Here is a 12,833-nt window from a genome sequence, read left to right as displayed (position 1 = left end):
CGTACGACCCGCGCTGGGGTGATCCCGAGCGCACCGAGCCGGGCCTGCTGTTCGGTGTTCAGCCGGTTCCACTTCCGTTGGTGGGTGGCGAGCCACCGGCCGATGTCCTCGGGCCGGCGGACGTTGGTGAGCCGCTGCCCGATCTGGACGCTGAGGATGGCCGCGCCCCGGGGGCGGCCAGGGTGCCGTGCAGGCGGTGGTAGGCGCGTGCGGCGGCGAGGCCCTGGTCGAAGGCATGGTCGGCGGTGTCCCAGACGACCCCGAGCTCCTCCAGCTCGGCGGCCCGCTCGCCGGTCATGGTTGCGGTGCGGCAGGTGTGGCGCTGGTCGGAGAGCCACCGCCCGAGCGGGTAGGGGCCTTCGGTGTGCTCGTAGGGACCTGGGGGTGGCCCTCGCGTTCCCGGTAGCGGAAGGCGGCTTCGATGCCGCGGCGCCAGTCCTGCCCTTCGGCGTTGGAGACCTGGTAGCTGATCCACTTCGCGATCAGGGCTGGGCCGCGGGGGCTGCGCAGTGGAGGAGGAGCCGGTTCTCGTCCTCGCCGTCGGCGGGTGCTTTGCCGATCAGCGGCGACGGCTGCACGATGCGTTTCTGGTTCCTGGGGAAATGCGGGCATTTCCACGGCGCGTTCATCGTGGCCCGGAGCCCATTCAGTGCCCGAATCAGTGGCCCGTAGGATTTCGAGGTGAGAATGCTCCGGGCATCAGGACGGCCGACCCGTCCCGGCCCGGTGCCGTCCAGGCCCTCGGTGGCACGGAGATTTGACGACAGGCCCTAGCCTGACCAGCGAGGACCTTGTCAGACAACCGAGAGGCAGACGATGGACTACACACTCGATGGGGAGAACGTCGAGATCACCGACGCGCTCCGCGCATGGGTCGGCGAGAAGCTGGACACGCTCAACGCGGGGCTGGCCACCGACACCCTCAGCGCCCAGGTGACGTTGAAGGCCGAAGGCTCGGAGCACCACGCCTTGGGCATCCTTTGGGTGGACGGCGTGGAGCTCAGTGCCGTGCCCGCCGTTGGCCCCGACGTTCACGTGGCTGTGAACCGGTTGGTCGACAAGTTGTCGGCCCAGCTCAGGAGGCACACGCAGCGGATGTACGGGCGCCCCAAGTAGCCGACGCCCGGGCGGGCCCGCCCCGCTTGCCCCGCGCGGCGGAGGGCCGGGGAGGGGTCTGACGCGCGCACCGGGGCTCCCGGCGCGGCCGGCGCCGATCGAACATACGAGGGGCGGGAACCGGGCGCGGGCGCCTCGCCGCACCGTCACCCCGGACCACCCTGGGCGGGCGACTCTTGGCAGAGGTAGCAGACAGGGCGTAGGCCACGCCCGCCGGACGCGTCATCGACTGACCCCTCCCGCCCGTCGTCGAGCGACTGCGAACGCTGGAGCGGTGGTGTCGGGGTGCTCCTGGAATTGATCCGCAGCTGCATCGCGGAGATCGAGCGCCCGGACCGACTCACCGAAGCCGCACGGAACGAGCCCCCACCACCCTGGGCACGTTCAGCCGTGGAGCTGGGTGTTGTCCTTTAGGTGCGATGCGCCGTATTCATGTCGGTGGTTGGTGTCAGAGGGCGTTTGAACGCGTTGTTTCATCCCGGATTGCCGGGTTGAGTGCGATTCATAGGCCACGCCGTGTGGGGGTGGTTTCGGTGGTGATTCTTCGGGTGACGAGGTTGATCATCGCGGGGTGGATCATGGCTTCGGAGTGGTGCGGGTGGGCCTCGTAGTCTTGGGCCAGGCGGCGGTGGTTCATGAGCCAGCCGACGGTCCATCGACGGGGCGGACGGAGAATCCCCTGGTGGTGGGGCCGCGGCGGACGATGTGCATGTCGATGCCGAGGGTGGCAGCGTGTTCGCTTGTTGCGCTGGTCAGACAAATCCCTCCGGCTCGTCTGACCAGGGGCGAGGATGGTGAACCGGCCGCGGACGACGCGGCGGGGACATCTCAGTGGACGCTTGAGGCTCTGGCGGACGCCGCCCGGCAGCCCGGGATCGTGGTGGGAAGATCCCAGGTCCGCCGGATCCTGCTGGCGGAGGGTGTGCGCTGGCGCCGGACCCGTTCCCGGGTGAGGTCGAATGACCGCGATTTCGAGGGAAAAGGACGCGGATCATCGGTCTCTACACCGACCCGCCCGACGGGGCGACGGTCGTCTGTGCCGACGAGCTCGGGCACAACTCGCCGCTCTACGTGATGTCAAAAGAGGACGGAAAGTGGTTGCTGACCGCATGTCAGGGAACTTTTCAGCTGTATCCGGAGTTCGATATTCCGACCCGCATTCCTCCGGCGCCGGAAAACGCCGAAGTCGACTGAACGGATTGATGCTCCTGTAACGGGATCGTGCATCACCTCGTATCAGTCAGCAGGTTCTTCTTGAACTTGCGGTGCCGGCTGCAGCTGACGGGCGAGGGCGGTCTGCTCCAGCAGCTCACGAAGCGGCTGCACGAAATGAGCGTTCCTTTCGGCCATGACCGGCACGATCGGGCAGGGAAGCCCCCCCGGAACTCCCGCAACGGCAAGCGGGCCAAGACCGTCATCACCGACGTCGGTCCGGTGACCGTCCAGGTTCCACGGAACCGTGAGGGCGGTTTCGAGCCGGGAGTTCGGCGCGACGTTGCGCCGGCTGACGGTGCCGGGCGGGCCGTATGGGCGGTGCCGGGGCCGAGGCTGGGTCATGCGTACGTGCTGCTGGTGGGTGACCCCTGGACGGGTTACTGCTCGACGTCGCCGGTTGGCCTGTGCAGGCGGTGGTGGACGGTACGTTGTTGATGTCCGATCACGGTTCGTGTGGTCCGGGTGGACGGTCCGACTACGGGTCGGCCGAAGGGGGCTCCGGTGACGTGGGCCGGTTCGTGTGGCGGGGCGACGTTCCGTAGCCGCCCTCCGGGCCCTGGCGGTCCGCAAGCGGACCGCCTTTTCCGGACACCCTTTGGGAATGGTTGGCCCGCCGTTTCACGGTCGGGCAGAAGGTGTTCGACCGTGACCGCCAGGCGCACGGCGGCGTCGTCGGTCTCTACCCTCGCCGCTGGTGGTGCGTCTCTCGGATGCGGCGGGGTTCCAGTGGGTTGCCCGGACCGTGGTTTGCGCGCAGACCGGTCCGCAGCCGGCTGTCCGGGACGCGGACGGTGACGGGGTGCGGATTCCGCCGGGCAGTTCGTGGTGGACATCCCGCTCAACGGCCTGCGCGTGGGGGACCGGGTGCTGACCACCGGCCGCCTCGCCGCAGCGGAGCGTACGGCGCGGGTCTGCCGCCCCCTCGTCCAGAGGGTGGTGCAGCTGGGCGGCCGAGGGCCGCAACCCGGCCAGTGCAGTTGCTTTAAGCGTTCTGGTCTGACGGCCGCGTGGAGGTTCGCACGACGAGGCCGCCCACCATGCAACCGGTGAGCCGAAGGGTCTTGCCCCTGTAGGTCTCTTGACGAGTCCGTCCCTTAACGGATCGGATAGCTGCATGCCCGTGTTGGGATTCATCGTATTTACCGTTGGCGTGGTCGGGATCATGGTGGGGAGCAAGCTGGAACGCGGGTGGGACATGTGGTCCCGTCAGCAGCGCATCGTGTGCTCTCTCAGCTTCGTACTTGTGATCGCTGGGCTCGCCACCAGTCGGCCTGCCTGAGGCAGTCGTCATGGGGAGGTGAGGAGGGCAGGCACCCATAGATGGCTGCCAGGATCGGTCGCAGCTCTTCAGGTGGCCAGACCGGGTGCGTACGGGAGCGGGCGGCCCGCCCGTCACCCTTGCGTCGCCGACTTGCCTGCGCGGCACCGCCTCGGACAGGCCGGTGGGTGGCGTGGTGCGCCACGGGGTTCCGTACGTGGGGACGGGCCGGGAGTGCGCGTGTGTGTGCGGTACGACTGTGGCGGTGTGGTCCTCAGATCGTGGTGTGCGGAGCCCGGGGATGCGGCCGGGCTGGTGCTGGAGTGGCATGTGGGCGGCGGAGGCCAGCGCGGTTTCGCAGATCGCCCGCGACGCCGAGACCTTCCCTCCCACCACCCGCGCAGCCATGCACGGCTGCGTGCGCGACTACGCCCACGCCGTGGTCGAGCGGCAGTGGAGTGGCTCCTGCGGGAAGGGCGCGAGGACGCCGCCGTGACTGTCGCTGGTCAGTGAATCTGCGTAGGCGTCATATTCCTGACCCGGAGCATTGCAGGTTGGCTGAGCGTGTCGGTGGCTGTGTTGGCTCACTGAATATGCGCAGTGTCTGGGCTCGTTAGGTGTCTGACCTGCGGTGTTCGTCGGCCTGGGTGGGACTGCGCAGGTTGGTTGAGCAGTGCGTAGTTTCAGTGATCCCCGGTATGTGGCGTGCTTCCGGCGAGGACTGCGTGTGCGAGCGGCACGTGAAGAGGAACCAACAGGTGTGAGAGCCGTGGGCGGGCCCAGAGGCCCGGGGCCAGGCGGAGAAGACTGGTCCGAGACCGAGACCGCCGGCCGAGACTACGGCTTCTGGAAGCCGGCCTGCTGGAGCGCTCGAAGGGCAGTCCAGTCTGAAGGTCGTCACTGTCGTGCTGCGGGCAACTCACCTTCAGCGTTGAGGTGTTGGGGGTAGTGTCGCGGGGTGTATTCACATCAGGTGATCGGTTTCGTGGCTGCGGTCACGCCGTTGGTGCTGATCCCCGGCACCAGCTTCGTGCTGGTGAGCCGGAACGTGATCGCGGGTTCACGGCGTGATGGCGCCCGGGTCGCGCTCGGTACCGTCTGCGGACTGCTGGTGCACGCGGCCTTCGCCGCGGTCGGCCTTTCGGCCCTGGCCATGGCCTCGGCCAAGGCCATGACCGTGGTGAAGCTGCTGGGCGCCGTCTACCTGGTCTGGCTGGGGGTCAGCACTTGGCGTTCCGCGAAGGCCGAGGCGCCGCCCACCGGCCACCGGGTCTGGCATGCGCCCTGGGGTGGGCTCGGCGGATTCGGGCAGGGTTTGTGGTCGAACGTCCTCAACCCCAAGGCGGCCTCGGTCTATCTCACGCTCGTCCCGCAGTTCCTCAGCGCTCAAGACCCCGTCGCGCCGCAGATCGCCGTCCTGGCGGCCGCCCACGTCGCCGTGGTCCTGACCTGGCTGCTGGCCCTGGCGTCGATCGTGGCGACTGCCCGCACGACCTTCCGGGCCCCCCGCTTCCGCAGCCTCCTTGCCCGCGTGAGCGGTGCCGTGCTCATCGCCCTCGGACTGCGGACCGCGGTCGCGTAGCCGGTTTAGGCCAAGCGGTTGCGCCTGGAAGTGACGGCCGAGGATGTCCCCCGGTTCGGAGCGGGTTCGCCGTGACGGCGACCGCGGCACCCCCCCCCGGGCCGCCGTTGGCCGTACTGCGGCCCGGGGTCTACGCCTTGGCATGGCCGTCCCGCCACGGCGGCCCCGAACCCGTCCGGAGCGAAGCGCAGGACCCCGGCACGAGTCCGTCCTGTTCGTCGGACCGGTTGCGGCGGAAATTGCGTGACGCCTGCTGTCTGTGCAGGGAAGTATGATCACTGGCCAGCCCCGATGCTCTACCACTACGGTTGTGGCATGTTCATGGTCACAGTGACTTACACGGCATCCGTCGACGTGGTGGATCGGTTCAGGCCAGCCCATGGCGACTGGCTGAAGCAGCTCATTTCACAACGGTTGCTTCTTGTAGCAGGGCGCCAGATACCCCTGACCGGTGGCGTCTACCTCGCCTCCGAGATGTCAACCGAAGACCTCAGCCGTCTCCTTGCCACCGATCCCTACGTCCTCAACGACGTTGCCACACACAGTGTCGTGGAATTTACTCCACTGATGGTCGCCGCCGGTCTGGAGGACCTCAAGGGCCAGTGACGGGCTGCCCCTGTGACCCCGTCCTCCGGTCCTGGAGCGAAATCCAAACACTCGCGTAAACGCGGTGAGGCGCGTGCCCGGGGCCTTTATTCGGGCCAAAAGTATGGGTACGCCAGCCTGCCGAAAAGGACCCCCATGCCAGAGAACACCGACAGCAAAGGCATCCGCCGCGAGGTTTTCAAGCTGTTCTCGCCCCCTCTCCTGTCACCCTCCCCGGACTGCCCCGCTGCCAGGCTGCGCCCGCCGCCGCGATACGCCCACCGGCCCCCTCCACAGCACGCTCGTCACCGACATGCAGGTGCTGACGAAGCGCTGCGCGCTGGCCGACCACGGCCGCCAGGCCGACGGCGACGCGAGGTTGTCGGCGTCTATCCCTCCCCGCTGGTCCTGCGCCTCGCGGAAAAGGCCTCCGGGTGCGAGTGGATCGCCCGGACCGTCGAGGGCGAAGCGCCTCGGCGCGCGGCCGGCCGCCCCCAGGCGGACCCCGGCGGCGGCGTGGGCGGGCCGGGTACCGGTGGACGTCCCACCTACCGGACTCCGCGTCGGCGACCGCCTCCTCACCGATGGCCACCTGGTCGTGGAGACCAAAGCGCTCGGCACTCGGTTACCACGACAAGGCAGCCACCCGCCTGATCACCGAAGTCGAAGGAATCCGGGCCCGATACGTCCCTGGCGACCACGCCAGGTGACGCCAGGACCGGCCTCACCGAGTCCAGTTGTGGAAGCACGCCCGCTTGGGACCGCACGCGCCGTCGGCGAGGGCCTTGTCGTAGCGCCGCTGCGCGGCGGCGTCGACTTCGGCCTTCGGCGCATTCATGGGGACGTAGGACCCGGAGTAGACGACGCACGATGGGTCGTAGACCGGCCACAGCGCCCACGACCCGAACGCGACGGCGGCGGCCGGGCCCAGACGTGGCGCAGTGAGAAGTCGGCTTTCGCCACCGCGTGCGACGCGGTGGCCGCCGCGCCCGTGAAGCGGAGGGCGCGCAGTTTCCCGTTTCACGCCGGAGCCGCGCCGGCGGTTTCTGGAGTACCTGCGGGCCGGGACGGCGACGACGAAGGCCGCGACCGAGGTCGGCGCTACGACAGCGACGGTCCACCAGCGGGCCGCCACGATCTCGGCTCGGCCGAAGCCGTGGACCGGGCGACCGCCACCCCCAGCACCCTCGCACTCGGGATGCGATTCAACGGGATGGCGGGCATGGTGGAAGAGAGGTATGCGCTGCCCTCCAGCTGGCACGAGATGATGCCGCTCTGGGGCCTTGCTGGTCGTGGCGGTAGTCGGCGGATGCGCAGCTATCAGACCATAAAGGGAGAACCGGACTGTAACACAGCGCCGCAACTGCCCCGCCTCTAGGCAACAAGAAGAAGGTGCCACCTCCACGGAAATACGGCGTACTGGGCGTACTGGGAGATCCCGCTTTCGAAGGGCCCCGTCAACTTTCCGTGCAACATCAACAGCTGCTCAACCGTCTGGCAAAGTGACCTGAGTAGGCGCCGAGTAGGTCTAGTGCTACTTGAACCCATCAATGCGGGGTGGAGAATTCCCGGCGAGGGCACCCCGGTGCTGAGGCTCAGACCAGGCGAGTTCCAGCCGGGTAGGCTATGTCGTCGACTTCCTGAAGGGGTCTCAATTCCTTTCCTACCTGACGGTTGGGTGACGGTGCAGTGTCGAGAGGAGAAGGTCCGTGAAAGGCAAGATCGCATTGAGTGTCGCCGTGATTGTCGCGCTGGGAGGCGGAACGGTAGGAGCCACCGTCACCTCAGCTTCCGCCGTTTCCGCCCCGAAGTGTCGGGTGAACGGAAGCACTCTGACGGGGGATGGCTTCGCTGCCAGTAAGACGTTCACTATCTCGCCTGGCGGAAAGTCTGTGCGCTCCTCTTCTAACGGTCACATCGGACCGGTCACTGTTACGGGCCAGGGCCCGTTCTCCGTAGGTTCTGTGGCTTGCATCGGGCCGGCAGTGTCCTCGGCGCAGGCAGCCGCAGTCCTAAGGGCAGGAACGGCTGCAGCGCAAGCGGCGGTGCAGAGAGGCGCCCCCCCGCAGGTGGTGAAGGCAGAGGCCAGAGCAGCGACAGAAGCCGCGGGGAAACGCCTCGGCATTGCGCAACCGGTCATAGTCCAAATCATCAATCAAATTAACCAGCAACAGCAGCAACAGCAGCAACAACAGCAGCAGAACCCGCAGCAGAACCCGCAGCAACAGCAACAGCAGCAGCAGCAACAGCAACAGCAACAGCAACAGCAGCAACAACAACAGCAACAACAGCAACAGCAACAGCAACAGCAACAGCAACAGCAACAGCAACAGCAACAGCAACAGCAACAGCAACAGCAACAGCAGAACCCGCAGCAGCAACAGCAACAACAACAACAGCAGCAACAGCAGCAGCAACAGCAGCAGCAGCAGCAACAGCAGCAGCAACAACAGCAACAGCAGCAGCAGCAGCAACAGCAGCAGCAGCAACAGCAACAGCAGCAGCAATAAGGACTCGGTTGGGCGGCGGGGCGACAGAGCTCTGCGGGTCTCGGATGATTTTGATTTGTCTCTGATGACCTGTGGGAACGTGTCGCCCCGCTACTGCCTCCTCTGTCGCCGCGACGTCGACGACATCCGGTGCGTTGTCGGGATGACCGTGCGGCTTTGCGCGGGATCGTCTTGCGCAGGGGTGTGACCTGGGGCGGACGTGCCGACCGAGACGACGGTTGCAGTGGGGACACGTAGAAGGGTCTGCCCTGGACGCCGCGATGGGCTTCGCCGGTCTGGAACCGCAGCCGGGAGCGGTTCCACCCGGCAGCGCGCAGGCGGCTCGGCCCGCCGGACCTGCCGCGGGCCAGGTACAGCCGCAGGAAGCGGATGCCGGAGGGCGGGTGGAACGCGCGCCGTGAGCGTGCCCGAGTGGCGCGGGCGGAGGCAGCCGAGGCGGAGGCGGACTGTCTGGAGGCGGCGCGGGCCGCAGCGCAGGAGGTGGCGGACCGCGCCAGTAGGGGCGTGGCGGCGGCTGAGGGCGATGTGCGGGCTGCGGGGGAGCGGCTGGAGTCGGCGCGGGCGGCGAGCGCGGATGCGGCCGCCCGTCTGAAGGAGGCGGGGCGTGAACGGGTTCTGGCACACATTCCGTGAGGACGAGCAACGGGGTTCTACATTCGATGACATTGCATCGTCTGGGGTTGCTGCACTAGGGCCTGTGTGATGTTGTGATCAGCCGAGCGGTCGCACGAGGTCGTCTATCCAGATCATCGAGGCGCGGAGGTGAAGGCCTGCGAGGTAGCTCTCGGGCGTCTTGTCGAAGCGGGTGGCGATGCCCCGCCAGGCCTTCAGCTTGTTGATCAGGCGCTCGATGGTGTTCCGCTCTTTGTAGAGTTCGGTGTCGTGGTCGACGGGTCGCCCGCCCCTGCTGCCCTTCCGTTTCCGCCTGGCAGCCTGGTCCTTCTTCTCCGGGATGACGGCCTTGATCCCGCGTTTGCGCAGGTAGGCGCGGTTGGCGCGGGACGAGTAGGCCTTGTCCGCGGCGACCGCGCCGGGCCGGGTGCGAGGCCGGCCGACGGTCAGGCGCACACGCACTTTGGAGAGGACGGGGACGAACTGCGGGCTGTCGCCGGCCTGTCCCGCGGTCAGGACGAGCGCCAGCGGACGGCACCCGCGGTCGGCGGCGAGGTGGACCTTGCTGCTCAGCCCACCCCGTGACCTGCCGAGCAGGGCCTGCTTCAGACGGAGCTTGCGTCGCGATCGGACCCGTCTGCGCTCGTCCTGTCCGTTCTGTTCTGCGACTCGCCCCTTTTTGTCGGGCCGCCCCCTGCTCGCGCGCGGCCTCCTCCAAGGCCTGCATGAGCTCTTCGTCCACGAGCATCCCGGCGGCGTCGTGGTGGGCGCGGACGGTCGTGGAGTCGACGCTGACCAGCGACAGGTCCGTTCTCCCCTCGCGGGCGGCCTCGGCGATCAGCCCTTCGAGCAGGGCGCTGAACACGCCGGCGTCCCGCCAGACCCGGAACCGGCCGAAGACCGTGGACCAGGGGCCGAACTCGTCAGGCATCTCCCGCCACTGGGCGCTGGAACGGAACCGCCAGATCACTCCCTCGAACTGGTCACGAAGCCGTTCAGGATAGGGCCCGAACCTGCCGATCGGCAGGTAGGGCTCGATCAAACTCCACTGCTCGTCGGCGAGTTGCCTGCGCGTCACAGCCAACATTCCTACCGGATTCTGCCCCGGAACAGGGGCAGAACCCGGGGATTGATCACAACATCACACAGGCCCTAATCGGTTGGCTGGCTCGCTCGGACGGCTTCTGCTTGCAGCTTGTGAGCTCGTTCGGCCGGGTGGTAGTTCGGGCCGACACCTTCGATCAGCAGTAGGTCGCCTTTGATGTGGTCGGTGCGCAGGTGCAGGATGGTCTGGTAGGCCGGGGAGTCGTACCAGGCACGGGCTTCGGCAAGGCTGGGGAACTCGATGAGCACCATGCTGCCGGGCCAACTGCCTTCTACGACTTCGGCCGGCGGACCGTGGATGACGAAGCGGCCTGCGAAGGGGTCGAGGGTCGCCTGAATGTGCTCCAGGTACTGGATGACGTCGGAGTGATTTCGCCGGCTGTTGAGGTGAGCGAAGCCGTAAGCGGGCATCACGGGGCTCCTTCGTTCAGGGGGTGGGTGATGACCGCGAACGTAGCTGAGGTCGGTTGGGTAGTGCGATTACCCCAGAGGTAATTGCCGCGAGGTCGGGGAAGACGCTCAGGGGCCGCCGCACGCACCAACGGCCTGTCTCTCACGGAATATGTGCCAGAACCTTCAAGCGAGAGCATTTGTTGGTGGTTTTCGGCATCACGCAGTGACCGTTGAGCGCATGGCTGTTGGCGAGAAGCAGGAGCGCCCTCGCATGGCGGTGACCCGATTATCTGGGCGATATCGGCTGTATTTGTGGCAGGATGACGGCATGTTGATCAGAAAGGGCGATGCCGCGTAGGCGCCCGAAGGCCGTCCGTGCCGAGCGGTGGCGGCCTCGCAGACACGTTGCAGTTCGGCGGATCCGGAAAGCTTCCACGAGGACTCGAACAGCTGTCCGCCGCGTCGAGGATGAGCGGATGTGGCCTGGTGCTGTTGCTGACACACTCGCCTGTGTCGAGTGGGCGTTCAGGCAGCCTGGCCGTTATCTGAACGCATCCCACCCGCCTGCTTGACGCAGGTCCGGTCCCTCGCCGGCAGCTTGCCGGTGGCCAGGTACCGGTTGACCTGGTCGTCCACGCACGCGTTGCCGTAGCGCCCGAAGAGGGCATGCCGGTTGGCGCCCTCAAGGGTGACCAGCCTGGAGCTCGGCAGCTGCTTGTGCAGCTCGACGCTCCCCTTGTACGTCGTACGCGGGTCACCGGTGGCGGCGACGATCAGTGCAGGGGCATCGCGCCGGACCCGGGTGGGCTCTTCGCGCGGCGAGTCCCAGAAGGCGCACGGGTTGATGTTGTTGGTCAGAGCGCCGAACAGCGGGTGCGCGGTGCGGTTGCGCTCGATGTCCCGCCAGTAGAGTTCGGGATCGCGCGCGGCGGCCACGTCCCCGCAGAGGACGGCGGACTGCGCGCCGGTGGGCTCGCCCTCACCGCGCAGCACGTACCGGAGTTCCGGGACGAGCATCGCCGGCACCGTCGTCGACCGGCCCTCCGCGGCTTTGGCCAGTACGGAAAGCAGCTCGCCGAACGACGCCCGCGCCGGGGCGGTGTCGTCCGCGATGCCCGAGAAGAGGAGGAGCGGCACCTGGCTGTCGTCGATCCGGAAGGCATCGGCGCCGACGCCGATGGTCAGCGGACCGCGCGCGGCTGCCGCGACGATGCGGTCGACGGCGGCGAGCACCTCGGCGCGGCTGCGGCCGAGGTCGTAGGTGTCGTGGTGCTCCGCTGCCCAGGCGGCCCAGTCGGACAGCGCCTTCTCGTTCTCGCGCTCGGTGCCCTTCAGAAGCCGGGGGCGGTAGTCGCTCGGGTTGATCGCCCCGTCCAGCACCATCCGGTCGTGGCGGCCGGGGAACATCTGCGTGTAGACCGTGCCCAGGTAGGTGCCGTACGAGTAGCCCAGGAAGGAGATCTTCCGCTCGCCGAGCGTGCCGCGGATGACGTCCATGTCACGGGCCGTGTTGCGGGTGGTGATGTGCGGGAGCACCGCGGCGTCGGCGGCCCGGCACTTGTCGGCCAGGCTCTTCTGCAGGGCGACCTGGCGGTCGAAGCCGGCCCGGCTGCCGCCGGCGGACAGCCAGGTCATGCCGACGGGCAAGCCGCAGTCCAGCGCGGTGCTGCGCCCGATGAAGCGCGGGTCGAAGCCGACGATGTCGTAGCGCGCGCCGACCTCCTTCATCGACGCACGGGCCTGCGGCGGGGACTGGAGCGCGGGACCGCCCGGACCGCCGTTGTTGAGGAGGATCGCGCCGATGCGGTGGCGGGTGTCGGTGGCCTTGAGCCGGGAGATCGCCACGGTGATCGTGCGCCCGCGGGGGACGGCGTAGTCCAGGGGCACGGTCACGTCCGCGCACTGCACGCCTGCCTGGTCCAGATCGCGGCCCGTGGTGTCGTCGGGGCCCTTGATGCAGCTGCCCCAGTCGAGGTGCTGGCGGTAGTACCGGTCCAGTCCGGCCCCGGAGCTGTCGTGTGCGGGGGGCTCGGCGGCCGTGGCCAGGACGGGGGAGGACGTGAGGCAGGCGGCGAGGGTGAGGCCCACGGCCAAGCCGCGGCGTGCGGCGGGGCTGACAGTGGTCACGGGGTCTCCTTGAGCATCGTCCGCTTCGTGTGATCGCATGCCCCGAGGCTAGGAACCCGCCCTGGTACGGCACATCACCCAAGGGCACGAGGACCCCGGTCCCGTCCACCCCTGGTCCGGGACCTGCGGCCCGGTCCGGTCTCCTCCTCCGGGAGGAGACCGTCGGCGGGGCTGCGCTGAGGGCCGTCCCGGCCATGCGCCTGCCGTCAGGGGAGATCGCCGCACTGGCATGCTGTAAGGAGTTCTTCGGCTCCAGAACCGAGACGACCCTGTGTCTGCTGCCCAGATCCTCTTGCTCTTCGCATCGGTCTTCACCGCCGCCGGGTGGGTG

General features: G+C 67.9%; 8 protein-coding genes and 4 pseudogenes. 6 read left to right on the top strand and 6 right to left on the bottom strand.

Annotated elements, in window-relative coordinates:
• Positions 1–58: 58 nt before the first annotated feature.
• Positions 59–475 carry a helicase associated domain-containing protein gene (locus SLAV_RS43555; RefSeq protein WP_106979756.1) on the bottom strand — a complete coding sequence of 139 codons (417 nt, stop codon included), beginning with the start codon at positions 473–475 and terminating at the stop codon, positions 59–61.
• A gap of 341 nt (positions 476–816) precedes the next feature.
• Here SLAV_RS43555 and SLAV_RS01685 point away from each other — a divergent pair, with 341 nt between their 5' ends.
• Positions 817–1,116: an HPF/RaiA family ribosome-associated protein gene (locus tag SLAV_RS01685; RefSeq protein WP_030226736.1), complete on the top strand. Its 300-nt coding sequence runs from the start codon at positions 817–819 to the stop codon at positions 1,114–1,116.
• A 502-nt stretch (positions 1,117–1,618) separates the two neighbouring features.
• On the opposite strand, the pseudogene SLAV_RS42065 reads toward SLAV_RS01685, so the two are convergent.
• Positions 1,619–1,854: pseudogene (locus SLAV_RS42065) on the bottom strand (IS5 family transposase); the annotation flags it as partial.
• Positions 1,855–2,499: 645 nt separating this feature from the next.
• Here SLAV_RS42065 and SLAV_RS43550 point away from each other — a divergent pair.
• The 4 genes and pseudogenes from SLAV_RS43550 to SLAV_RS01655 form a co-directional block, all read left to right on the top strand.
• A pseudogene (locus SLAV_RS43550) lies at positions 2,500–2,607 on the top strand (transposase); the annotation flags it as partial.
• Positions 2,608–3,875: 1,268 nt separating this feature from the next.
• Positions 3,876–4,085 (top strand): bestrophin-like domain, encoded by a 210-nt coding sequence (locus SLAV_RS40770; protein ID WP_158740511.1) that lies wholly within the window; start codon positions 3,876–3,878, stop codon positions 4,083–4,085.
• 489 nt (positions 4,086–4,574) lie between these two features.
• A complete protein-coding gene (locus SLAV_RS01660) occupies positions 4,575–5,171 on the top strand; it encodes a LysE family translocator (protein WP_234333452.1) in 597 nt (198 codons plus the stop codon).
• 315 nt (positions 5,172–5,486) lie between these two features.
• Positions 5,487–5,777, top strand: coding sequence for a YciI family protein (locus tag SLAV_RS01655; RefSeq protein ID WP_030226739.1), 291 nt, complete (start codon positions 5,487–5,489; stop codon positions 5,775–5,777).
• Between the two features lie 1,991 nt (positions 5,778–7,768).
• On the opposite strand, the gene SLAV_RS01650 is transcribed toward SLAV_RS01655, so the two are convergent.
• Positions 7,769–8,263 (bottom strand): hypothetical protein, encoded by a 495-nt coding sequence (locus tag SLAV_RS01650; protein WP_158740513.1) that lies wholly within the window; start codon positions 8,261–8,263, stop codon positions 7,769–7,771.
• A 72-nt stretch (positions 8,264–8,335) separates the two neighbouring features.
• On the opposite strand from SLAV_RS01650, the pseudogene SLAV_RS42060 reads away from it, so the two are divergent.
• Positions 8,336–8,458 (top strand): annotated as a pseudogene (locus tag SLAV_RS42060) (IS5/IS1182 family transposase); the annotation flags it as partial.
• 519 nt (positions 8,459–8,977) lie between these two features.
• On the opposite strand, the pseudogene SLAV_RS01635 reads toward SLAV_RS42060, so the two are convergent.
• The 3 genes and pseudogenes from SLAV_RS01635 to SLAV_RS01625 form a co-directional block, all read right to left on the bottom strand.
• Positions 8,978–9,956: pseudogene (locus SLAV_RS01635) on the bottom strand (IS5 family transposase).
• A gap of 74 nt (positions 9,957–10,030) precedes the next feature.
• The gene (locus SLAV_RS01630; RefSeq protein ID WP_030226747.1) at positions 10,031–10,393 is read right to left on the bottom strand and encodes a DUF1330 domain-containing protein; all 363 of its coding nucleotides are present in this window, start codon (positions 10,391–10,393) and stop codon (positions 10,031–10,033) included.
• Positions 10,394–10,900: 507 nt separating this feature from the next.
• Positions 10,901–12,502 (bottom strand): alpha/beta hydrolase, encoded by a 1,602-nt coding sequence (locus SLAV_RS01625; RefSeq protein WP_030226749.1) that lies wholly within the window; start codon positions 12,500–12,502, stop codon positions 10,901–10,903.
• Positions 12,503–12,833 lie beyond the last annotated feature (331 nt).

Source organism: Streptomyces lavendulae subsp. lavendulae (assembly GCF_002803845.1).
GTDB classification, from domain to species: Bacteria; Actinomycetota; Actinomycetes; order Streptomycetales; family Streptomycetaceae; genus Streptomyces; species Streptomyces lavendulae.
The sequence above is the reverse complement of the archived record's forward strand: the minus strand, read 5'-3'. Positions and strand labels throughout refer to the sequence as shown.

What these genes read in the sequence shown, in the direction of transcription:
- SLAV_RS01685 (WP_030226736.1), top strand. Translation starts at nt 817, where the DNA reads ATGGACTACACACTCGATGGGGAGAACGTCGAGATCACCGACGCGCTC.
- SLAV_RS01655 (WP_030226739.1), top strand. Translation starts at nt 5,487, where the DNA reads ATGTTCATGGTCACAGTGACTTACACGGCATCCGTCGACGTGGTGGAT.
- SLAV_RS01630 (WP_030226747.1), bottom strand. Translation starts at nt 10,393, where the DNA reads ATGCCCGCTTACGGCTTCGCTCACCTCAACAGCCGGCGAAATCACTCC.